Source organism: Lyngbya sp. CCY1209 (assembly GCF_055795065.1).
In genome coordinates, this window is the sequence record NZ_JAYFER010000314.1 from 1 (window position 1) to 24,601 (window position 24,601).

Annotated in this window: 13 protein-coding genes; 10 read left to right on the top strand and 3 right to left on the bottom strand. The window is 55.8% G+C overall.

Annotated features, from left to right (window positions below; translation table 11 throughout):
• Positions 1-108 precede the first annotated feature (108 nt).
• The gene (locus AC0QHF_RS09105) at positions 109-810 is read left to right on the top strand and encodes a response regulator transcription factor (protein WP_324703888.1); all 702 of its coding nucleotides are present in this window, start codon (positions 109-111) and stop codon (positions 808-810) included.
• 17 nt (positions 811-827) lie between these two features.
• On the opposite strand, the gene AC0QHF_RS09110 is transcribed toward AC0QHF_RS09105, so the two are convergent.
• Positions 828-1,652, bottom strand: coding sequence for a hypothetical protein (locus AC0QHF_RS09110; RefSeq protein WP_324703889.1), 825 nt, complete (start codon positions 1,650-1,652; stop codon positions 828-830).
• Between the two features lie 622 nt (positions 1,653-2,274).
• Between AC0QHF_RS09110 and AC0QHF_RS09115 the strand changes: the two genes are divergently transcribed.
• The 3 genes from AC0QHF_RS09115 to AC0QHF_RS09125 all read left to right on the top strand — a co-directional run bounded on the left by AC0QHF_RS09115 (position 2,275) and on the right by AC0QHF_RS09125 (position 5,412).
• Positions 2,275-2,424, top strand: coding sequence for a hypothetical protein (locus AC0QHF_RS09115; RefSeq protein ID WP_324703890.1), 150 nt, complete (start codon positions 2,275-2,277; stop codon positions 2,422-2,424).
• Positions 2,425-3,723, top strand: coding sequence for a carboxyl-terminal processing protease CtpB (gene ctpB, locus AC0QHF_RS09120; protein ID WP_324703891.1), 1,299 nt, complete (start codon positions 2,425-2,427; stop codon positions 3,721-3,723).
• Between the two features lie 285 nt (positions 3,724-4,008).
• Entirely contained in the window at positions 4,009-5,412 is a 1,404-nt protein-coding gene (locus tag AC0QHF_RS09125) for an S-layer homology domain-containing protein (protein ID WP_324703892.1), read from the top strand.
• Between the two features lie 307 nt (positions 5,413-5,719).
• Here the strand turns inward: AC0QHF_RS09125 and purH are convergent, their stop codons facing one another.
• On the bottom strand, positions 5,720-7,267 hold the full coding sequence (purH, locus tag AC0QHF_RS09130) for a bifunctional phosphoribosylaminoimidazolecarboxamide formyltransferase/IMP cyclohydrolase (protein ID WP_324703893.1): 1,548 nt from the start codon (positions 7,265-7,267) through the stop codon (positions 5,720-5,722).
• A gap of 260 nt (positions 7,268-7,527) precedes the next feature.
• Between purH and AC0QHF_RS09135 the strand changes: the two genes are divergently transcribed.
• The 4 genes from AC0QHF_RS09135 to pruA all read left to right on the top strand — a co-directional run bounded on the left by AC0QHF_RS09135 (position 7,528) and on the right by pruA (position 11,741).
• Positions 7,528-7,821: a hypothetical protein gene (locus AC0QHF_RS09135; RefSeq protein WP_324703894.1), complete on the top strand. Its 294-nt coding sequence runs from the start codon at positions 7,528-7,530 to the stop codon at positions 7,819-7,821.
• Positions 7,818-8,105, top strand: a complete 288-nt coding sequence (locus AC0QHF_RS09140; protein ID WP_324703895.1) for a hypothetical protein — start codon at positions 7,818-7,820, stop codon at positions 8,103-8,105. The genes AC0QHF_RS09135 and AC0QHF_RS09140 overlap by 4 nt, the downstream gene beginning before the upstream one ends.
• 185 nt (positions 8,106-8,290) lie before the next feature.
• Positions 8,291-8,557, top strand: coding sequence for a type II toxin-antitoxin system VapC family toxin (locus AC0QHF_RS09145; protein WP_324703896.1), 267 nt, complete (start codon positions 8,291-8,293; stop codon positions 8,555-8,557).
• 202 nt (positions 8,558-8,759) lie between these two features.
• Entirely contained in the window at positions 8,760-11,741 is a 2,982-nt protein-coding gene (gene pruA / locus AC0QHF_RS09150; RefSeq protein ID WP_324703897.1) for an L-glutamate gamma-semialdehyde dehydrogenase, read from the top strand.
• Positions 11,742-11,912: 171 nt separating this feature from the next.
• Here pruA and AC0QHF_RS09155 read toward each other — a convergent pair whose 3' ends face one another.
• Positions 11,913-21,020, bottom strand: a complete 9,108-nt coding sequence (locus AC0QHF_RS09155) for a choice-of-anchor I family protein (RefSeq protein ID WP_324703898.1) — start codon at positions 21,018-21,020, stop codon at positions 11,913-11,915.
• A gap of 516 nt (positions 21,021-21,536) precedes the next feature.
• On the opposite strand from AC0QHF_RS09155, the gene AC0QHF_RS09160 reads away from it, so the two are divergent.
• Entirely contained in the window at positions 21,537-23,234 is a 1,698-nt protein-coding gene (locus tag AC0QHF_RS09160) for a mechanosensitive ion channel domain-containing protein (RefSeq protein ID WP_324703899.1), read from the top strand.
• 127 nt (positions 23,235-23,361) lie between these two features.
• Complete coding sequence (gene cbiD / locus AC0QHF_RS09165; RefSeq protein ID WP_324703900.1) at positions 23,362-24,516, top strand: cobalt-precorrin-5B (C(1))-methyltransferase CbiD; 1,155 nt, start codon at positions 23,362-23,364, stop codon at positions 24,514-24,516.
• Positions 24,517-24,601 lie beyond the last annotated feature (85 nt).

Consider the following 24,601-nt stretch of genomic DNA (forward strand, 5'->3'; position numbering starts at 1 on the left):
GAGCCGTGTGAGGTGAAAGTCTCATGCACGGTTCTGAATGGGAGGGGGAGAAGGCGACTTCTCTCTCGACCCCTAATAACCATCCGATCTCAACGTGCGATCGCACCCATGAATATCTTGATTGTCGAGGATGAACCCGAAATTGCCCGCCTGATCCGGCGCACTCTGGAAGGGGAAGGGTTCTCCTGTCGCATCGCCGAAAACGGCCTCAGTGCCCTCGAAATGTTTCAAGAACAACAGCCCGACGTCATCGTTCTCGACCTGATGCTGCCCGGTTTGGACGGGTTGGAAGTGTGCGCCCGCATCCGACAGCAACCGGGACAAAAAGACCCCTACATCCTGATGTTGACCGCCAAGGGGGAAGAAATCGATCGCATCGTCGGCCTGTCCACGGGGGCGGACGATTATCTGGTCAAACCCTTCAGCCCCAGAGAACTGGTGGCGCGGGTGCGGGCCCTGTTGCGCCGCAGCCTCCGCCAGGGGGGACAGACCCAAACCTACCAAACCGCCCACTTCACCCTCGACCTCGACCGGCGGACGGCCAACTTTCGGCGGGACGCCCATTCGGAACCCCTGGATCTGACGACCCTGGAGTTCAACTTATTGGCGACCTTCATCAGTTACCCGGGGCGGGTGTGGAGTCGCAGCCAACTGATTGATAAATTGTGGGGGGACGACTTTTTCGGGGACGAGCGGGTGGTGGATACCCACGTCGCCCGACTGCGAAAAAAAATCGAACCCGACCCCTCCCACCCCACCTTCGTCAAAACTGTGACGGGGGTGGGTTACAAGTTTGAGGACGAATCTTGATAATTGATAATTGATAATTATCGATTGATTTCCTCCGTTTCCTCCGGCGGCACGAAAAATCTCAACTGTCCATCTTCCCCCTGTTCAATTTGGACGCCGAGGGCTTCGAGTTCCGCGATCGCCCGTTTTCGCACCACGGGGTCAGTGGTTTGGGAGTACACGGTCAGCCAAGCGTTGATACGGATCATTTTGTTGTCGGGATTTTCCCGCAGGGTAGCCGCCACCTCCCGAAATCTGGCGGCGAGGGCCTCGGAGGGGGTGCCTGCGGCCCATTTTGCCGCCATTTCCAGGGACGCGATCGCGGCCTCGGTGTCGCCGACGAGGAGCAACTGGTCGATCGCCTTGAGTCGCCACAGCCGCCAGGCGTCGGGGTAGTCCGGGGAGAGAGCATCGGTGCCGCGATTCATCAGCTTTACGGAAAGTTCCGGTTCGCCCTGGTAATAAGCAACTGACGTCGATAAGAACAGGTACATATCGACCCATTTGGGATCGAACTTGGAGATGACATCGAAATGGTCGTCGTTGAGCTGGTAGCCTGTCAGCTCCCGGGCCGGCTCATCTCCGAAATACTGGAGGAAGTTGAGAAAAGTCCAGTCGGCCAGCAAATTGTCGAATCCGAAACCGGGGGAGCGTTTGAGGAGTTCCAGATTGGTAGCCAGTTGCCGTTCTTGCTCTCGGGCGTCTGCCTCCGTCAGTTCCGGGCCGTCCGCCCCCGAGGGGCGATCGCGAATTTCGGCCCCGCCGGGGGCGTAAATCTGGATGCCGACGGCACCCAACAGGGCGACGACGGCGATCGCCGCCGGAATCCAAACATCCGAGCGCCTGACCAGAAAAGATGACATTTCAGAGAAAACCCCGCCGAATTCAGCTTGCTCTCACATTAAAATACGACTCGCGCTGCTTTGTCATCAATGGAAATTATAGCTACACTATCAGCAAAGGGGTGTGACCTCGAGTCAACGGCGATGGCCAGTTGTCAGAGACTCAGACATTCGCACATTCCGGGCCGATGCTACCATTTTCAGACGCCCGGGATGGTACTGACGGAGCCGGCCGCACCCGTTGCAGAGCCGGTGCCGTCGGAAATGAAACCTGCGGACGCGGGAACACTGATACCCGTGGAGGAAGCAGGAGACAGCTTGCCGCGATCCGATTGAGACGGGTTTGCAGGTTGTAAAGCGATCATGATTGATACTCCCCGAATCGGGGATTGTATTCCCCACTCCTATCCAAGCTCCGTTTAAAATTCGTAACAGAATCGAAAAATCTACCATGACCTGCCCCGTGTGAGCTACAATCCAATTAATCGGCTCAAAAAGGTTGCCGGGTGCCGTCAGAGGATACAACATCATCAGTTTTGACTGGATGTTCAAGCTCCATAGACAGCGGGAAGTTAGAAGCTCCGCACCCAGTAGAAAAGGTTTTTTTCTTTTCTGAACTACACATCAAGCGGGTAGCTCATTCGTGTTAGCCTGCGGACTGGAGAGTGCCGACACTTCCAGAACGAAGCAGGAAGAAAACACCGAACCCATCCAACTCTGCTCAGATTTGGACGGCGCGTGGATAGGTTTGAGTCAGTTTTTTCAGAGCGGAATTGAGCCAGAGGAAGACTAGATGAACCATCACGAAAAACGATTTTCCCCCATCCGAACCGCCTTTTACAGCGGGGCGATCGCAACCCTTTCCGCCCTCGCACTCCCCGGATTCAGCGAGTCCGTCAACGCGACCCTGAAAGATAGCCCGAAAGCCATCGTTGACGAAGCTTGGCAAATTGTCAACCAAGTCTACGTCGATCCGAGCTTCAACCGCCTCGACTGGGTGGAAGTTCGGGAGGAATTGTTGGGGCAAGAGTACACGTCCCGGGAAGAGGCTTACACCGCCCTGCGCGATGCCCTCGAACGGCTCGAAGATCCCTACACCCGCTTCATGGACCCCGAGCAGTACGAGCGCCTGAGCAACCAGACCGCCGGGGAACTCTCCGGGGTGGGGATGCAGCTCATGTTGGACGAAGCCACCCGAGAGATCACCGTCGTCAATCCGATCAAAAATTCTCCCGCCATCGAGGCTGGAATTCAAGCGGGCGATCGCATTTTGGCTATCGACGGCAAGTCCACCGAAGGCATGAGCGTGGAAAAGGCGGCGGAGAAAATTCGCGGCCGGGTGGGAACCGACATCACCCTGCGAATCGGCCGCGAGGGACGGGGAGAATTCGACGTCACCCTGACCCGCGCCCGCATCGAGCTGGAAACGGTGCGCTACCGGCTCAACACGGAGGGAAATCGCAAGATCGGCTACATCCAACTGCAGGAGTTCAACTCCCACGCCGCCGAACAGATGGAAGAGGCCATCGAAGCGCTGCTCGAAAAAGATGTGGACGGGTTCGTGTTGGACCTGCGCGGCAATCCGGGGGGACTGTTGCGGAGCAGCATCGATATCGCGCGGATGTGGATGGATAAGGGCGCGATCGTCAGCACCATCGATCGCAACGGGGACAGCGAGGAAATTCGCGCCAACCGCACGGCTCTGACGGACCTGCCGGCCGTCGTCCTGGTGGATGACAACTCAGCCAGCGCCAGCGAAATTTTGGCCGGGGCGATGCAGGACAATCGGCGGGCCGTGGTGATGGGGACGCAGACGTTCGGCAAAGCCCTGGTGCAGAAGGTGTTCTCCCTTTCCGACGGCTCCGGTCTGGCGGTCACGGTGGCCCACTACTACACCCCCAACGGCACGGACATCAGCCACAAGGGCGTGACCCCGGATGTCAAAGTCGAGATGAGTACCCTGGAGAAAAAGCAACTCGCCCGCGATCCCAACCTGATCGGAACCCGGGAAGATCCCTGCTACGCGCGGGCGATCGCGATTCTGGGCGATCCCTCCCGTCCTCTGGCGGTCAGCGAAACCCTCGATCCCTAGGTCGCGATCGATTCGCAAAAATACCTAAAAATTGGGTTTCAAACTTCCCCCTTCCGGGGGATTTTTTATGGCGCTGCGGTTGGGGAGTCGGGAGTAAAGAATCGGGAACTGGGAAGGAAAATTAATTGTATAGCAGTCGCTATGACGCTCAGGACATTTCCTCTCATCTCTTAATTGGTTTTCCCTAATACCGACTCCCTAATACCGACTCCCTATCTGATATCAATTGCCAGACCCATCCTGAACCGTTAATCTTGAGGGTATGTTGCGATGTGAGCAATCACCATGTCACAATCAAATCCTCCAGACTTGCCGAAACGGCAAGACTTACCCCCCATGTTCGACGAGTGGGTTGCCATTATTTTGGCGATCGCGACGATGGGGTTCATTTTCTTTTGGTCGTTTGGAAAAGTCGATCCGCGGCTGAGTCTGAATCTATTTCGGGCGACGCCGACACCGACGCTCGAAGGAGGCGGTTCGACTCAGATCTCCGATTTGATCGAAGACGTACTCCCGAGCCGAACCTCCAGTTTGTTGGAAACCGATCGCGATTCCGAGCCCGAAGTCTCGGATCGCTCCCGAACGGCGTCTGTGGCTCCCTCCGGAGCCGTCGTGTCTGCCGCACCTTTATTATTCGGGCGTCAGACCCAAACCACATCTGAAGCGGCGATGGTGCCCAAATCTCCGGAAGCGTCGCCGGAGCCAACCGCCGCCGTCCCCCTGGTTCCTTTGGAGTCCCCGCCGGGGGCCGAAACCCCGGATGCCGAGACGGCCGCCACTCCCCCGGCTTCGGATTCTGAAACGGTCGATGAGGGGGCGATCGCGACCCCGGCTTCTCCAGATGCGGCGTCGGAAGCTCCGACATCCGAGACTCAAACCACCGCCGTTCCTCTGGTTCCTTTGGAGTCCCCGCCCGGTGGCGAAACCCCGGATGCGGAGACGGAAACGGCCGCAACTCCCCCGCCTTCCGATGTCGCCGAGGCCGAGGATGCCGAGACGGAAACAGCCGCAACTCCCCCGCCTTCCGATGTCGCCGAGGCCGAGGATGCCGAAACGGCCGCCACCGCTCCAGAGGTCGCACAGAGTCCAGATGAGACGACACCAATCCTGGCTAACGTGCCGGAGGATCACTGGGCGCGGGGATTTATCACTTATTTCGCCGACCAAAATCAGCCCATCGGAGTCGAGGACGGTTCTTTTCAACCCGACGAACCCTTAACCCGGAGCCAGTTTGCCAACCAACTGCAACGCTCGTTTGAGCGGGAAGATGTCCAACCCGACATCAATTTCAAGGATCTGCCGGAGGATTACTGGGCCAATCCCGCCATCCGAGATGTCACCAAACGGGGTTTCCTCAAGGGATATCCCGGGGAAGTGTTCCGTCCCGACCAGCAGATGACTCAGGTTGAGGTGGTGGTCGCTTTGGCCAGCGGTTTCGACCTGACTCCGCCGGAAAATCCCCAGGAAGTCCTGAAAACCTACGCGGATGCCGACCAAATTCCGGAGTGGGCCGTCGGCAAGGTGGCCGCGGCAACCCAGGCGGGTTTGGTGGTCGATCATCCCGATCGCGACACCTTCAATCCTAACGAACCCGTGACCCAAGCCGAGGCGATCGCGATGATTTATCAAAGTTTGGTGAAACTCGGCGAAGTCGAACCCATCGAATCGGAATATATCGTCAATCCGTAAAGGTTTTGAATTTCGATTCCGCGATCCCCGCCGACCGGTCGGCGGGGATTTTTTGTGGTCGAAAAAAGGGCGACGCAGCCCGGTCAAGTTCCCCCATCCGGATGAACCGACCGGGGGAAGTGCGATCGCCCGCCGTTCCCTGAATATACGCTATCAAAGCCGGTACTTTTGACAGCCCGTCTCTTTTCAACCCTGATGAGACGGGTTTTTTTTGAGTGAAAAGTGAACAGCGATCGGATGACTTTTGAATTTTGAATTTTGAATTTTTTAAAACCGCCCCCGGATTGAGGGCGGAAAGGCTGAAAAATTAATGCAGGAAATGGCGCATCCCCGTCAACACCATGACGACGCCAAATTCGTTCGCCGCATTGATGGAATCTTGGTCGCGCAGACTGCCGCCCGGTTGCACGATCGCTTCAATTCCGGCGGCTGCAGCGGTCTTTACGGAGTCGTCAAAGGGAAAGAAACCGTCGCTGGCTAAATATCCCCCCCGGGCATTTTCTCCGGCCTGTTCCAGGGCGATTTTCGCCGCGCCGACGCGGTTCATCTGTCCGGCACCGACGCCCAACGTCGTCCGGTTTTTTGTCACCACGATCGCATTCGATTTGACGTGTTTGGCAATTTTCCAGGCAAATAACAATTCCGCCAATTGTTCGGGGGTGGGTTTCTTTTCCGTCACCAATTGCCAGTGGTCGGGATTGTCTTCCGCATCGTCGGCGGTCTGCACCAAAAATCCCCCCGCGATCGCTTTTACCGTCTCTTTCGGCCCGGTGAATAAATCGGGGAGAATCAACACCCGCAATTTCGATTTTTTCTTGAGAATTTCCTCGGCTTCCGGTTCGCAGCCCGGGGCGACAATACACTCTAAAAAGGTTTTCGTCATCGCCGCGGCGGTGGGGGCGTCGATGGGGCGGTTGAGGGCGACGATACCGCCAAAAGCGGACAAGGAATCGGCCGCGAATGCCTTTTCATAGGCTTCTGAAAGGGTACAGGCGATCGCCGCGCCGCAGGGGTTGGTGTGTTTGAGAACGGCCGCGGCGGGCTCGTCTGTGAATTCGCAAATGATCCGTCTGGCGGCTTCGAGATCGACTAAATTGTTGTAGCTGAGGGGTTTGCCCTGCAGGATTTCCCCTGCGGACCAGCCGCTGGGGACGGTCCCGGTTTGATACCAGGTGGCGGGTTGGTGGGGGTTCTCGCCGTAGCGGAGGGCCTGACGTTCGCTTCCGGCGAGGGTGTAGGTGCTCGGCAGGGGGGAGGGTTCGGCGGGGTCTTGGCGTTCTAAATAGGCCGCGATCGCGCGATCGTAGGCGCCGGTGTGGCGGAAGGCCTGCAAGCTGCACCCCTGGCGGAATTCCAGGGTCGGTTCCCCGTTGCGATCGCGCAATTCTTGCAGGTAATCGCCGTATTGTCCCGGGTCGCACAGGACCGTCAAATGGGCGAAGTTTTTGGCGGAGGCCCGCAGCAGGGTGGGCCCGCCGATGTCGATCTGTTCGATCGCTTCCGGGAGGGTGACACCTGCTTTGGCGACGGTTTGTTCAAAGGGGTAGAGGTTCACTACCACCAGGTCGATGGGGCGGATGTCGTGGCTTTCCAATTCTTGCACGTCCCCGGCTAAATTGCGGCGGGCGAGGATGCCGCCGTGGATGCGGGGGTGCAGGGTTTTCACCCGTCCGCCGAGGATTTCGGGGAATCCGGTGTAGTCGGAAACTTTGGTGACGGGGAGTCCGGCTTCTTTGATGGCGTTGGCGGTCCCGCCGCTGCTGATCAGGTCGAATCCAAATTCTTCGACGAGCGATCGGGCCAGGTCAACCAGTCCGGTTTTGTCAGATACACTCAGGAGGGCTAAACGTGCCATTGTGCTGCGATCGTGAAACAACTTTCCCATTGTAAGGAGTGAGGTTCCGATTATTGACAAATCACTCAAAATTGCTACAATGAAAGATTAATGTTCAAAAATACGACCGCACTCGGATTGCAGAACCCCGATTTTTTCCCCGAATGTTTTGAATGCGAGTCATTTCTCATTGTGCTATACTAATAGGTGATAAATGCAATATACTCAATCAATTTAAAAAAGTCAACTTAAAACAATATCAGACAACCATATATATTCTTATGACTCAAGATCGGGAAAATCGACAACGAGAGCTTCAGGATCTGATCCGATCCGGCGAAATCGAGAGCATTTACTTCAATGAGTTTTCCGTGGGAGTGTCCAAGCACGACGTTTTTATTTTATTAAAACGAAACGGAAAAGAAGAAGTCATCATCAATGCGTCTCACATGACCGCAAAATCTTTTGTCAACTCTCTCAATGAAGTTTTAGAAAAGTTTGAAAAACAAACCAACTACACGATTCCGAATTCGGACGAAATCGAACAATCAATGACGGAGGATATAGAGTTATGAAAATCATTTTAAAAGACAAGTTGTTGGGGAAGGTTGAAGACTTGAAAGGACACAATGGTATTTGCCAAAAAGTCAATTCAAGAACCCCATTAAAATCCAAACCATACGAAATTCAATCCGAGGCTTCAGAAGGGCGAGACATTGCGACATCTTCAAAACCGCCCTGGATGGAATTTGCCGGAATCTTTGAGAATAATGCTGATTTTGAGGAAATTATGCACTCAATTCAAGCCGAACGGGATTCTGATGATGAATCGGAAGTCGATCCATCCTTTTATTTGTAATTAAGAGGTCGTGGAGGGTGTGTCAATATATTCTGGATACGGATTCTGTGTCGCTAATTCTCCGTAACCATCCTAGAATTATAGTTCAGGCAGAACAGCATCGATTTGCCATTACAATTATCACGGTTCAAGAACAATTTAATGGTTGGGTTCCCAAAATCAATCAAGTCAGAGATACTGATGACATGGTTCGCCTGACCGAACTTTATACATATTTTTTGGAAAACGTACAATTCTATCAAAATCAAACGATACTCAATTTCACACCGGAAGCCGCCGAAGTTCTCAAACAACTACTCAGAGAAAATCGCGCACTGCGGAAAGCAAAGATACAAAAAGATATGCGAATTGCCGCGATCGCGTTGTCAATTGGCGCCACCGTCGTCACTCGTAACCGACGGGATTTCGGTCAAGTCCCCGGATTGAATATCGAAGATTGGACGTTATCGTAAGTCGGTTGTCAAAATTATAAAAAAATGTAAAGCTATATCACCGAATTTTAAGCGGTGACAACGGCTTGAACTAAAATAGAATCAGCGGTTGTGGGAAATGAGACTGAGTATTTATGACGTCGGATAAAATACCGGCGTTTGATGATGCGATCGCTCATTTTCCCCGTTTCAATTTGATCGTCAAGTGGAGAGTCAAGAAGCAGTGGTTGCACAAGTATCCGATCACACCTACGAAGCCAAAACCCAGGAAATCGCCCGGGAACTGTTGGCGACAACCCAACAGAAAAAGCAATCCCTATTCGGGAAATTGCAGGACCAGATGCGCTGGGATGACAAATTGTTGGATTGGGCGATGTCCAACCCCGGCCTGCGGGTGCAGTTGTTTCATTTTATCGACTGCCTCCCCGCGTTGAGAAGCAAACCCGAAATTGCCGCCCACCTGCAAGAATACCTCACCGATGAATCGGTGGAACTTCCCGACGCCCTGAAAAAGTTGTTGAACTTCGCCAACCCGGATTCGATGCCGGGAAAAGTGGCGGCGACGACGGTGGCGCCGGCGGTGGAAACCCTCGCCCACAAATATATCGCGGGGGCGGACATTCCGCAAATGATTAAAACTTTGGAACGGTTGCGGAAGGACAAATTGGCGTTCACCGTGGATTTGTTAGGGGAAGCCGTCATCACCGAGACGGAAGCGGAATCCTATTTGAACCGCTATTTGGAATTGATGGAAAAGCTATCCGAGGCGGCGAAGCGGTGGTCGAGTATCCCCCAAATTGACGAGGCGGACGGCAACTCCATCCCCCGCGTTCAAGTGTCCGTGAAGCTGACGGCGTTTTATTCCCAGTTCGATCCCCTCGATGCCAAAGGAAGTGAAATTAAAGTCAGCGATCGCATCCGGACGCTGCTGCGGCGGGCCAAAGAAGTGGGGGCGGCGGTTCACTTCGACATGGAACAATATGCCTACAAAGACCTCACATTCAGTATTTTGAAAAACCTGCTGATGGAGGAGGAATTCCGCGATCGCACCGATATCGGCATGACGGTCCAGGCCTATTTGCGGGACAGCCAAAAAGACCTCGAAGGCATTATTGAATGGGCGAAATTGCGCGGACATCCCGTGACGGTTCGCTTGGTGAAAGGCGCCTACTGGGATCAGGAAACCATCAAAGCCATGCAAAATGACTGGCCCCAGCCGGTTTTCAACGACAAAACCGCAACGGATGCCAACTACGAACGGCTGACCCAATTGATGTTGGAAAATCACGCCTATATTTATTCTGCAATTGGCAGTCATAATGTCCGTTCCCAAGCCAAAGCGATCGCGATCGCAGAGACGTTGAACGTGCCCCGCCGCGCCTTCGAGATGCAGGTGTTATATGGCATGGGAGATCAACTCGCAAAAACCCTCGCCACCAAGGGTTATCGGGTGCGGATGTATTGTCCCTACGGCGAACTTTTGCCGGGGATGTCTTATTTGATCCGGCGATTGTTGGAAAATACCGCCAACTCTTCTTTCATCCGTCAAAGTTCCGAAGAACGCCCGCTGGAAGAACTTCTCGCACCCCCCGAGGGCGACGCAAAAAGCACGATTCACGACACCTGGAAACCCCCATTTCCCAATGCCGCCGACAGCGATTATTCCGATGCGGTGACGCGGGATGAGGCGTTGCGGGCGCTGGAAACGGTGCGATCGCAGTTGGGAAAAACCTACTTTCCAATTATCGCCGGCAAGGCAGACAATACCGATACATTTATCGATTCCGTGAACCCGACTAACCCCTCGGAATTGGTGGGTAAAATGGGGTTGGCGAGTTGGGAACAGGCGGAGAAAGCGATCGCGGCGGCAAAAGCGGCATTTCCGGCTTGGAAAAAGACCCCGGTTCGGGAACGGGCGGGGGTGTTGCGGAAGGCCGCAGAATTGATGGAACAACGCCGCCACGAGTTGTGCGGGTGGATGGTATTTGAGACTGGAAAAGCCCTGTCCCAGTGCAACGCGGAAGTGTCCGAGGCGATGGATTTTTGCCGGTTCTACGCCGACGAAATGGAGCGGTTGGACCAAGGGTATATTTACGACACCGCCGGAGAAAGCGATCGCTACCACTACCAGCCGCGCGGCATTTCTCTGGTGATTTCCCCCTGGAATTTCCCCCTGGCAATCCCCACGGGGATGACTGTGGCTTCCTTGGTGACGGGAAATTGCACCCTGTTGAAACCGGCGGAAACCGCCTCCGTCATTGGTGCAAAAATCGCCGAAATTTTGGTGGAAGCCGGGGTTCCGGATGGCGTTTTTCAGTTCATCCCCAGCAAGGGATCGACGGTGGGCGCCGGTTTGGTGAAACATCCGGATGTCCACATGATCGCGTTCACGGGTTCCCAGGAAGTGGGCTGTCAAATTTACGCCGAAGCCGCGATTTTGCGTCCCGGACAGAAACATTTGAAACGGGTAATTGCGGAAATGGGCGGCAAAAATGCCATCATTGTGGATGAAAGTGCGGACTTGGATCAGGCTGTGGCGGGGGTGGTTTATTCCGCTTTTGGATACAGCGGCCAGAAGTGCTCGGCTTGTTCCCGGGCGGTGGTTTTGGAACCGGTTTACGAGGCGTTTGTTTCGCGGTTAATTGAGGCGGTGCGATCGCTGAATGTGGGCGATCCGACCGACCCCAGTACCTTTGTGGGACCCGTCATTGATGGCAACGCCCAGAAGAAGATCAAAGAATACATCGAAATTGGCAAAGGTGAGGCGGAATTGGCAATTTCCAAAGAAGCACCGGAGACGGGTTATTTTGTCGAACCGACAGTTTTTGTCAATGTTTCTCCCACGGCTAAAATTGCCCAGGAGGAGATTTTCGGGCCGGTTTTGTCAGTGATTAAGGCGCAAAATTTCGACGAGGCGATCGCGATCGCCAACGGCACGAATTACGCGCTGACGGGGGGTTTGTATTCCCGCACGCCCTCCCACATCGACCAAGCCAAGGCGGATTTTGAAGTGGGAAATCTGTATATCAACCGCAGCATTACGGGGGCGATCGTTTCCCGGCAACCCTTCGGCGGCTTCAAGCTTTCGGGGGTGGGTTCCAAAGCGGGGGGTCCGGATTACCTGCTGCAATTCTTGGAACCGCGCACGATTACGGAGAACATCCAGCGGCAAGGTTTCGCACCCATTGAAGGGGTGGATTCGTAGCGGTTGATTGCGGTTTGATAGCGGGGGCGATCGGCCCCCGCAATCGTTACAGATGACTGTTCCGCTACGATAGTAATTGATACAAATCAAAGAAACCGGGTTTCTAGCAGACGGTCTCGTTGGTGACGAAAAATCACTCTAAGACACCCGGTTTCTAGGTATGGCGAGGAATTACAGCAATGTAAAATCCTCCGATGTCAGGTCGTCAACCGCCACGCCGGGAACGGTGGCGAGAACCTCGTCGCTGCTATTAATTTTCACCACGGTCGTCCCCTCTTCCTGGGTGATGGCGAGTTGGTCGAATGTCAAACCATTTCCGAGGATAAATAAATCCGTTCCGTCGGTGAAGTCGGCAATTAAATCCGTTCCGGCATTAGGGACGAGTAAGAAGCGATCGCGACCGTTGCCACCGACGATCGTATCGTCGCCCAAATCTCCAGCCAGGAAATCATTGCCATTTTCTCCGGATAGCAAATCGTCATCCCGTCCGCCGTAAATCTCATCATCCCCTTCGCCGCCGATCGCGGTATCATTGCCCCGATTTCCGAAAATGATATCATTGCCATTTCCGCCGTCGAGGAAATCGTCGTCGCTGGCGGTATCGCCGGGAATTAAGCCCCCCACGCCGCCGAACATGGTATCGCCTTCGTCGTCGCCGTAGAGGTTATCATCCCCCTGGCGTCCGAATAACAAGTCGAAGCCCAAACCGCCGTACAAGTTATCATCCCCTTGCAGTCCGGTGAGGCTGTCATTTCCGCCTAAACCGAACAGATCGTCGTTGTTTTCACTTCCCAAAAGGTCGTTATTTTCCTCATTCCCAGAAACGGTATTTTCCACCGGATTGGGGGGGCGGATGGGAATTTCGATATCGATGCCGGGGACGGAGGGTTCGCCCTCGTCATCCCCTTCGAGGGGGGGAATTTCTGGCAGGCTAAAGGCATTGACGACCAACTCAAATGTAGTTTGGATGGAGAATTCCCCATCGCTGGCGGTGACGGTGACGGTGGAAGTTCCGGCACTCACCGGGGCTCCAAAAATTGCCCCCGTTTCCCCGTCCAACTCGATGCCGAAGGGCAGACCGCTGGCGGTGTAGGTCAGTTCGTCCCCGTCAGGATCTGCAAAATTCTCGCCGATATCGAGGCTGAAACCGAAGTTGGTGGTCGCCACCTGGCCGGGGATGGGTTCGGCCACCACGGGGGGAGTATTGACGGCGTTGACGGTAATGTTAATCGCCGCTTCTTCCGAGGTGTCCTGGCCGTCGATCGCCGCATAATTAAAACTCACCTCGCCGCCGAAATTATCGTCGGGGGTGAACGTCAAACCACCGATCGCACTGCGCGGGATTTCTTGGTTTACTGCGACCGCAACCCCGTCCAATTCCAGGGTTCCATTTTCCGGTAAGGATGTTATGGCGATCGCGCTCAACTCGTCCCCGTCTTCATCTTCAAAGGCGGCGGTAAAGTCCTCCAAACTGAACGTAATTGTCGCCCCCTCGTCAATTTCTTTGTCGATATCTGCAATAATCGGGGGGTTATTGTCGGCGGAAATAACGCGGATGGAAGCGGCTAAAACCGTACTGCTGAACGCCGTCGAACTACCGTTGACGGTGACATTTGCCGTGCCGCCGGCGGTTCCAAAACTGCCGTCCCAGGCACGGAATGAAATCCCCTCCGATACCGTTCCAGAAAATCCCACGGAAGCCACAAACCGGACTCGGGCCGTCGCCGACAATAACCGGGCACTGGCATCCGAAGGAGTCGAAAATACCGTCCAACTTTCGCCGCCGTCGAGGGAGAATTCCCAAACTCCGTTGGCGGTATCAATTCCCACCACGGCAATTCCGATCGCCCCGCCGTCCCCATCGTCGCTGAACCCGGCCAACAAATCGGAAACCAGGGTTCCCAGATTTTCGCCTTCGGTAGAAACGGGTTCCAAACTCGGGGTTCCGCCTTCTTCCAATGTGGGGGCACTGTTGAGGGCGTTGAGTTCAATTAAAGTGGTACTGCCGCTGACTTCGTGGCTGACTGCCAGCAAAGAATCGTCAATCATTGTCAACCCTTCCGGCCCCAAATCTCCCGCCGTCCCCGCTTCCGGGTCGCCCTCAAAATTGCGGTTGTTGATATATTGAACAAATTCGGGATTTTCCGGATCGCTGATGTCGTAAGCCATGATGCCGCCGATCCGTTCCAAACCAACAAAAGCGTAGGTTTTACGGCCGACAGTTCCGACGGTCAACGGTTCCGGTTCCGGCCCCTTATTGTCGCTGCGGGTGTCGAAGGTGTTTTCGTCGTTGTCGGAGTTGAAGAAATCGGAGAATTGTCCGGCGGTGATTTCCTCCAATTCGCTGCCGCTGTCGAACACGAATTCCAACCCGGTTTCCGTCGGTTTCCAGATGGTGAACGATCGCCCGCCGAAGGCATACAATTCATCAAAATCGCCGTCCCCGTCCGTATCTCCCAGGGTATTGGTGACAGTGAGGCGGCCCAGATTTTCCGGCAGTTGCAGGGTTTCCGCGTCGGGGAACGCCTCGGGATCGAGGGTGAGATCTTCGACGCGAACTTCCTCGTTGAAGCCGTCACTTTCCCGTCCGCTGCCCTCATTTGCCACCACCAAATAGGTTTCCCCGTCCACTTCATAAGCCGCCATTTCGTCGGGTTGATACATCCCGAAGAGGTTGTCCTGGGTGGCGATATTAAAGGCACCGTCGCGATCGCTAAAATCCAGACCGATCGCGCCATGATCTTTGAATCCGAGGGGGAAAATATCGGTGACTTCCAAAGCCTCCAAATCCACCGCCGCGATCGCGTTATTTTCCTGGAGTGTGACGTAAGCCGTCGAACCGTCCGCCGTCACCGCAATATATTCCGGTTCCAAATCTTCAGCCACCGTCGCATCCGGCCCGAAAATCCGCACCCCGGCTTCCCGCAGACTGTCAATTTGCTCGTTAAAAGCCGTAAATCCGACATCCGTCACCGAGGCATTTTCCACCCCGCCGGCCAGATCGATGACACTGATCGAACCCTCCGGATCGACGGTATATTCCGCGTTGGCTTCCCCCTCGTTGGCGACCAAAAGTTTGCCCCCGTCGGGGGTGAATGTAATCATGTCCGGCAAGAAGCCAACTTGTACGGAATTTTGCACTTCTCCCGCCGCATTTAAAAACAGGACCGTCCCCGCTTCCTGGGTGTTTTCCGGTTCCACCGCCACGGCGATTAAACCCTCAAAAACATCGACGCCGTTCACCGTCGCCCCGAAGTCCGACAGGTCGATCGCCTCCACAAAAGTCGGGTTATTCGGATCGGAAATATCCAGAACATCCAGGGTGATATCGGCTTCATTCACCACGAACAATTGTTCGGTTTCGGCGTCGTAGGCGTTAATTTTCGCCCCCGCCCGGTCGAAAATTCCCGTTTCGTAGGTTCCCGCCACAGACATCAACGGCCGGGAGGGCGCCACCGGATCTTCGCGGACGGCCAAATTCTGGATGACGATATCTTCCTCGGCGGGAACATCTTCCAAATCGAAAGCCGTCTCCGGGGTGGAAAAATTCGCCGCCAAATATTCCGCCAAAGCGTCCTGTTCGCTGCCATTTTCCGCGAAGGACGCCGCATCATTTCCCCCTTCTGGAACCGGCAATTCCCGCAAATCCACCACATCTTCGGCTAAGAATGGGAAGGGGTAACTGTCGCCGCCGCCGGCCAAAAAACCGAGGGTGACGATGCGGAACGTGCGATCGCTTTCCACCACCAATTCACCGTCCACGACCAGGGGTTCGGTGACATTTCCCGCTTCATCCAATAGGGAAACGCTGCGGATGCGATCGCCGGCTTGGGTGACATTTCCATCGTCGTCAAATGCGATCGCCTCTCCTGTGGGATCGAAGCTGAAAGACAACCCGGCAATCTGGGGAAACTGTCCCGGCGTGTTCCCCAGTCCGGTCGCCGCGACGGCGTGTTCCAACACCAACAATAACTCGTCCGCCGTCAGCGTCAGCAGGGATAAATTATTGTTGAACCGCAATGCATTTTCAATCGAAAGTTGGGAAACCGCCCCATCTTCCGGCGGCTGTAAAATCGTCGTTTCTCCCTCGTTGACAACTTCCCCGATGGGGGCACGAATGCCACCGCCATTTTTAATGGAAATGGTGACATCGGAATCGTACTGTTTGGCGACAAATAAATTCGCCTCGGCGGTGAGAATACCCAAATTGGTCGCTTCGGTTCGGACCGACTCCCGGGCTCCGTTCAAAAAGACATCGGTAAATCCGAAAACTCGGGAATCCTTCTCTTCCACAACCCCCGTCACCGCGTCCGTCAAACTGCGGACGGCAGCGGCTTTGGTTCCGCCTGCAAAGGGGTCGGCATCTCCCCAAAGTTCCGATACCGTCTCGTCGGTGGTGGCGAAAATTCCGCTAATTTCGGTATCGGTGGCTTCTTCATTATTGAGGATCAATTTTCCATCGTCGTCGAATTCCACCACCAGGCGCCCGACGTAGGAATATTCCCCGTCGCTGCTGACGATAACGGCGGGGTCGCCGTCGGCATTTTCCGCGACGATGGGATAGACTCCCTCCGCCTCATCTCCCGGACGCAGGGGGTCGGTATCGTCGGCTAAAATCGTATCGGAACCCCCGGCGATGACCACATCAACCCCACTCAATTGGGGCAGTAATTCTTCTTCCAAACCGATCTGTTGCAGGTGGGTGACAAGGACGATTTTATTGATGCCTTCGGCCAGCAATTTGTCAATACTCGGTTGCAGGACTTCCGCCAACGCCGCCATGTCGTTGCCGGTGGGATTGACGGAGACATCCCCCGGCGAAGAAATACTGTTTAACAGTGGCGTGGTCGCCCCGACGACGCCGATGCGATCGCCCCCCCGTTCGATGATGGCATTGGGGGCAATTTTGGGGACTTCTTCCGCGGCCAAAGACTCCGGCGGGCCGCTTTGAAAGTCGGTTGTCGGCAGCAATTCGTCGGTGAACAAACCGGAGAGGCTACCGTCTTCGGAAAAGTCCAAATTGGCAGATAAATAAGGGAATTGGGAACCCACCCAGCGATCGTCACCCAACCCGGCGTCTTGATAGTCGGGGGCAATGATATCTTCGATGGTTCCGGTTCCGAGGTCGAATTCGTGGTTTCCGAAGGCGGAGGCGTCGAAACCGATCGCATTCATGATGGAAATATCGACGCGGCCGACACCCTCCCGCAACCCGCCATAACTGTCGTCAATTTCAGTATTGGGCAGGTCGTAAAAACGGTTGTAAAACTCGTTGAAAATGCCACCCTCGCGGAAGGTATCCGCATCCCCCGCCGCGTTGAAGAAAGGACCGGGAATGTAATTGTCTCCGGCCGATAACGTGATGGAGGCATCGAAGTTGTCGGTGTCGTTTTCCAACCCTTCGACGATCGCCGCGAAGTTGGGTGCCCGTTCGATGGCATCGACCCCCCCTTCCAAGTCGGAGGCGTGCAGAATTTGCAGGGTGAAAGTGTCGCCCGCTTCGGGGGGCGTAATTCCCTCCAATACGGTATCTTCCCGGAACGCCAAATTCTGGATGCGATCGTCGCCACTCGGGGGCGTATCGACTCGGGAAAAGGCATCTTGTCCGTTTTCGACGTTGAAGAATGCCGCCAGATATTCAGCCAGGGCATCCTGTTCGCTTCCCGACACCAAATCTGCCCGACCCAAAGTTGCCGGTTCTTCAAAAGTGCCCAATTGTACCTGGTCGAAAATCACCTCCGGATAACTGTCGCCGCCGCCGGCTAAAAAGCCCAACGTGACGACGCTGAATTCGCGGTTTGGGTCGCCCACCAATTCCCCGTTTTGAACGATAATTTCCCGGAGAGTCCCGGCCTCGTCGGTCAGCACCAAATTTTGGATGCGATCGCCCGGTTGTTCCGCCGTCCGGGGATCTCCGGCGGGGTCGAAACTGAACTTAAACCCGCCGATCTGACCGAAACGGCCGCTGACATTTTCCACCCCGGAAACCATGTGTTCGGCGATTTCATACAGTCCCCCCGCCGTCACTTTTCCCAGGGTGAGGTCGTTGTCGAACCGCAGGGAATTGGAAATGTCGAGTTGGGAAACGTCCCCCTCTTCTTTGCCCACGTTGGGATTGGCTTGGGGGGGAACCTGCACCAATTCACCACCACCGCCGGCGATAAAAGACTGGCCGATCGCGTCCCGAATTCCGCCGCCATTTTTGAAGGAAATATCGATCGCTTCAAACCCTGCTAAAAGGTCGTCGCCGTAGGTTTCCAGATATTGTTCGGCGTAGTAATCCTGGGCGTCGGCGGCGAGATTTCCCAGGTTGGTTTCCTGGGTTCGCACGTCGCCCCGGATGCCGTTGAGGAAGACGTCGGTTTGGCCGAAAATGTTGCCGTCCAAAGCGTTCACAAAATTTCCCACGCCGTCAACGATCGCAACCACTTCCGGATCGGCGATCGCTCTGACCCCTTCAAAATCGGTAATATTTTCATCGTAGAGGCGATCGACCCCGGCGATGTCGGTGGCGAAGGTTCCGCTGTCGTCCCCGATGCGGGTGATATTACCTCCGGCGTCGAAGTCCGCCACCAGTTGTCCGAGGTAGCGATAATTCGCCCCGGTGTTGACGTAATAAACGGTATTGTCGCCGGTAAATGCTTGGGGATAGGGTTGCAACAGTTGCCCGTTATTTTGCTGGGTTTCATCTTCCCGCAGGGGGGGGACACCGGTTCCGTCCGCCATCACCCGGTGAGACCCGCCGCCGACGAGGATATCGACGGGAATGCCCGCATCTGCCAGGGCTTGGGCCAAAGCCCGTTCGATTTCCGCCTCTTGCAGGTGGGTCATCAACAGGATTTTGTTGACCCCGGCATCGGTGAGGGCCTGGACTTCCGGTTGCAGGTTCTCAATCAGGGCGGCGACCTGTTCGGCGATGGGGGTGGAGGCGGTGATGTCGTCTCCCGTCAGCATCTCCACGTCCCCATTATTGGCGATCGCGGGCAAATAGGGGGTGAGAGCCCCCAACACGCCGATATTTTCCCCGTTGACATCGACAACAACGCTGCCGGTGAGGCTGTTGGGTTGGGGCGCCCCGCCATTTTCGACGACGTTCAAACCTTCCGGGAGGGTGGCGTTATCGTAGCTGAGGTTGTTGGCGATGTAGGGGAAGGCGGCGCCGGGATAGCCCCCCTCGCCGATGCCCCGACCCCCGGCGGAACCGTTGACGATATCGGCATCGGGGGCGAGAAGGTTGAAAAAGGTTTCGTCTCCGGCGTCGAATTCGTGGTTTCCGACGGAGGCGACATCCCACCCCAACTCATTTTGAATCAGGATGTCGGCCAGACCCGGCGCCCCGGCAGGTTCCCCGTCGGCGGCGGAGTCGTAGATGCCGCGACTGGCCTCGAAGAAGGGTCCGGCGATGAACAGGTCGCCGGAGGCTAGTTTCAGGGTGTTGTCGTAGTCGTCTTCCAGGGCGTCCATCACCGCCGAAAATGCGATCGCGTCCTGGAGGGCGGGAATCCCGGCTTCCTGGTCGGAGGCGTGGAGGAGTTGCAGGGTGAACGGCCCGGATAGGGTCAGGCCGGCCACCATCGGATCGTGGTCGCTGGCCGGGTTCGGAAATTCGGCGTTGAGGTGCACCGCGTCCACCTGCGTTGAGTCCGCCAAATGATTGCTGACCAAAATATGGTCTAAAGCCTGGGAATTGCCGTCAAAAATAAAGCTGTAGCGGTCCGGTTCGGGCAACTGCAACGTCAGGTTGGCGAACTCATCCCCCGCCAGGGTTTGCAGGGGTTGGGAAAACTGGAAGTCGTTGAAATCCCCCAAAATGACGACGTTGGCGTCCGGGTCGGCGGCCAAAATTTCGTCGGCGAAGTCCTTGACCACCTGGGCCTGGGCGGTTCGCTGTTGGACGGTTTCTTGTTGCGGCGGCTGGGTCGCCCCGAACAGGGGATCGTCGCCGCCTTTGGATTTCCAGTGGTTGACGATGACGAAAACCTTCTCGCCGTTGAAGATGAATTCCCCCGCCAGGGACTTGCGGGTTCCGTCGAAGCCGGTGGCTTCGTTTTCGGCGAAGGCGGGGTTTTCCGGGTCGATGCGGCCGGGGCTGAGGCTGAGGGCGGCCTCGCCGCCGGCGTCGGTGGTGACTTGGGTGGCGTCGGTGGCCCCGGCGTTTCCGCGATCGACGAAACTGACGCGATCGCGGTTGAAGAGAAATCCGACGCGGATGTTGCTGCCGGGCGCCCCGCCGTCTTGATTGTTTTCGGGGTCGATCTGCCGGTATTCGTAGGTCGGACCCCCTGCGGCTGCGATCGCGTCGATCAATGTCTGATAAGTTTGGTCGGCCGCTACGATCCCGTCGTCGTTGGACCCGCTGTTATCCTGAATTTCTTGCAAGCCGATGATGTCGGGACTGTTGAGGTTGTTGACGATCCCCGCCGCCAAGGTCTGGAATGTCTCGGGCGGGTCGCCGGGGTCGAGGTTGAGGACGTTGTAGGTGGCGACGGTCAATTGGTCCGGGGTTCCCGCCAAGTCGGTGGTTTCGGGGGTCAAACCGCCGGGGGTGACGGGGGGGAGGGGTTCGGGATTGAGGAGTTTGTAGTTGCCGAAACTGTAGCTGAAGACGCCGGTAACGGGTTCGTCGAAGCGATCGCCCACGGTCACTGAAGGGGGGTCGGAAACCAATTCGTCGTCGATGATGATCCGTTCCGGGTTGAAGTCGTCGGGCCGGATGACGATGCCCCCCCCGGGGGTCCGCAGTGCGGCGTTGGCGCCCCCGCCGGCGAGGACGGCGATTTCCCCGAATCGGCTGGTGGGGCTGACGGCGACGGCTTCGTTGACCTGGACCCGCATCCCTTCCAGGCTTTCGTAGAAGTCGATCCCGTCCGTTTCCGGGTCGAAACTGGTCAGGTTGTCGTCGTCGATGGTGGCCGTCGGCGGGGTGCGATCGTCGGGGATGACCGTGGGGGCGGGCACGGCGTTGCCCGAGGACTCGACGGTGACATTTGCATTCGTCGCCTCCAGTTGCGTGATGGAGAGGTTGCCGCTGTCCGCCCCGCCGGGGATAAATTCCCCGACGGTTCCGCTCACTTCTACGCCATCCCCGACGCTGACGGTGGGGGGATCTCCGGTGAATACGAATAGGCCGTCCGAGGTGGCGATATTCCCGTCTCCGACGGGATCTTGCAGGTAAAAACCGTTGCCGGCGAGGGCGGTGACGATTCCGGTGGCGGTCACTTCCTCACCCAGGAGGGGAGACTGATGGGCCGCACCTTGAATGTCGTAGGTTGCTGTCATGGCGATCGAAAAAACTTGGCTAGTTTGACGGAGAAATCCCTATTTTAATCGAGAATTTGGCGGTCAACCCGCGAGGGCTAACTGCACATAGAAGTCCATTTTTGGGGGTGAAATCCACAGATTTTGCTTGTCCGAATCAACTTATCACGGCAAGATTAAAAAAACGTTAACTTTTGAGAAACGTTAGGATCTCGAGAGAGAGAAGCCGGCGATCGCGCATGATATACGAATTGGGATCGATTGTCAACCTCAGAAACTTAAGTTTTAGCAATTTTTTGATTTTAAAATTAAAAATATCATTGATATCGACGGGTAAAATAATCACCCTCTCAAATTCGGAGGGCGCCCATTGCGCCCCTCCACCCCTCCGCCCCCCAAACGCCATTTTTCGGGGGAAAATGAAACAGCCCCGGGGATGTCGGGGGGTCAGCTTTCGGGCCGAACCGTCCTCGAAAGGGTTGTGATTCGGAAGCTGCTATAACCGGATCTCTCGGGGTTATTTTGACAGTTGTAACGATGACCAAAAAATCGATGAAAATCAAGTGGAATCGGACGAAAATTCGCCCATCTGGAATTCGGTTGGCGATTGAAATTGTCCGCCGCCAAAACGAGGTCGTTTTGAAAGTAGGCGATCGCCCCTTTCTGCGGGTCGCGGAAGCGGATACAGTCGGCGCACTTTACCCGGAAAATCAGGGGGAAATTTGGCAAAAAAAATTGCAGGAAGGATTGAATAAAAGTTGGCGGGAACGGACGGCAGACTACACCCGCTGGGCGTTCAAACAAATAGCGATCGCCTTTTTTGTCGCCCTCCTCCTGCAAGTGCTGCTGATCTTACTTTGCCGCCACGTCCAACAGCAGCAAGCCCGACAATCTCCGGGGCGGTGGGGTTCCTTAAAACTGTTGATTTTGATATTACTACAAATCGGAGTATGGGTTGTATTTATAATCTATTCTGCACGATTATTTCCCATCACTAGAGAATGGTTTTACTACCTCATAAAACTGCTGGACAGCACCTTTAACAACCGCATCTTTCAACTCGGAGAAGAGGCGATTTCCCTGAACCGGGTATTGGTTTTGATCCTGATGGTTGCCGCCCTCTGGATTGGCGTGGGTTGGTTTGTCCGCCTTCTGCGATCGCGCCTTTTGACCCTCACCGCCGCCAACCGCAGCCATCAAGATGCGATCGCCTTTTTCGTCCGCTACAGCCTCCTCTTTATCGGCGTACTTTTGGTTTTAAATGCCGGCGGGATCGACTTTCAATCCCTGGCATTTCTCCTGGGTGCGATCGGAGTCGGCATCGGTTTCGGACTGCAAAATATCGCCAAAGATTTTATCAGCGGTTTGATTTTAATCGTCGCCCGCCCCATCAAAATCGGGGAATTAGTTCAAGTGGGAGAATTCCAAGGATTGGTGCTGCGAATCGGTGCCCGAACCACGGAAATTTCCCACGTTGATCGCCACATCATTACCGTCCCCAATTCCCGCTTTATCGAGGGGGAAGTCCTCAACTGGAACCGCAGCGGTTTAACGCGGGTGAAAGCCTATATCAACGTTTCCTACGGTTCGGATATCGAGTTTGTTTCCAAGGTTTTGTTAGCCGCAGCCCAGGTGGAACACCCGGACATCCTCCGCCACCCGCCGCCGAAAGTCAAGTTCCGGGAATACGCCGAAGACGGGTTACAATTTCGGGTGGTGGCGTTTATTTCCGACCCCCTCAAACAGCCGAAGGTGAGGACCCACCTGTACAGCCAAATCGAGCGGTATCTGCGGCGGTACGGAATCGAAATTGCCCGTCCCCAACAGGAGTTGTACCTCAAGGATTTAGACCCGGAAATTTCCGCCGGGGTGCGCTCGCAGACCCCCGAAAATGACCGGCCCCAACCCCGGGAATTTCTACCCCTCGAAGAACCCGAAATCCGGGAAGAATACGACTGGGACGCGATCGCGGCCGCGATGCGGGGGCCGGAAGGCGTGCCGGTCAAAGATCGGCGTTTTCAGTTTAAAATATTTCCCGACGTCTTTTTGGGTTCGGATGCGGTGGAGTGGCTGATGGTGCAGGAACGGGCGACCCGCGAAGAGGCGATTTTGATGGGTCAGTTGATGTTGGAAATGGGCATCATTGAGAGTCCCTTAAATGAACAGACATTCAAAGATGATCCCAGCTTTTATCGGTTCTCGGAAGAGGCGGAAATCCCCCCCGCCTCCCCATAACTTCAACTCGGATAGAGGTCGTGCCAATCCGCCGGCACGGGGTAGAAGCGATCGCCGCCGGCTTCATCCCAGAGGCCGGGTAGACCGGTTCGATGTTAAAATCGCGATCGCCATCCCACCCCAAAAGATGACCACTCAACCCCGTTCTGGATACACCTTACCCGTTTTCGCCGGCGCCGCCGCGATCGCGGCCCTCAAACACCTACAGAAACAAACGCCCGACCCCCAAAACGCCGTCCCGGTGAACTTGATCGACCCCCCGGAAACGGCCGAAATTCCCGTCGAACAGGTCGCCCGCCTGGGTCCGAATTCCGCCCTCGGCATCACCCGTTCCGATCCGGGCGACAACTTGGATCTGACCCGCGACACCCCCATTTGGGCGCTGGTGGAACGCATCGAGGGCAACCCCAACCCCCTGGGAATGGCGATCGAAATTGTCGGGGGCGAGGGGGTGGGTTTCCACGAAAAAGGGGGCGGCGCGGCGATCTACAAATACGCGCGATCGCTGATTCTGGAAAACCTCAAACCCCTGCTGCCCCCCGGCGATCGCATCCGAGTCACCGTGATTTTACCCGAAGGGCGGCAACTGGCCAAACGCACCTCCAACGAGGCCTTCGGCGTCGTCGAGGGGCTGTCCCTGCTGGGCACGACGGGATTATCCCGACCCCTCAGCGCCCCCGGACAGTTGGACGCTTATCGAGAAATTCTGGAACAAAAAGCCACAGAATTCAAAACCCTGGTCTTCTGTCTGGGGGAAAACGGCCTGGATTTGGCCGTCAATTCCGGCATCCCCGCCGGACAGACGGTGAAAACCGCCAACTGGCTCGGTCCGATGCTGGTGGCCGCGGCTGGAGTCGGCGTCGAGTCCATCTTGCTATTCGGCTACCACGGGAAGCTGATCAAACTGGCCGGTGGCATCTTCCACACCCACCACCACCTCGCCGACGGACGCCTGGAAATCCTCACGGCCCACTGTGCCGACATCGGGCTCCCCGGCGACGATTTGCGGGCGATTTTGCGCTCTCCCACGGCCGAAGATGCCCTGACCTATTTGCGGAAACTGGATGCCGAGCGGGCCGATCGCGTCTATAGTGCGATCGCGGACACCATCGACCGCCGCGCCGCCGCCTACATCCACACCCACGCCCGCCGGGAGGTTCGGGTCGGGTCCGTCCTTTTCGATCGCCAGCGCAGAATCATCCGAAAAAGTGCAGTGGGTGATACAATATGGCAACAAATTTGTTATTCTGTTGAGAATCATCCTTCGACAAATCCCGGGTAAAACCGAGGTTTACAAAAGTAGCAACAACTTTAGGATTTTCTCTTAAAGGAGTTGGTAGAGGCACATTGACTATGCCTTTAAGAGT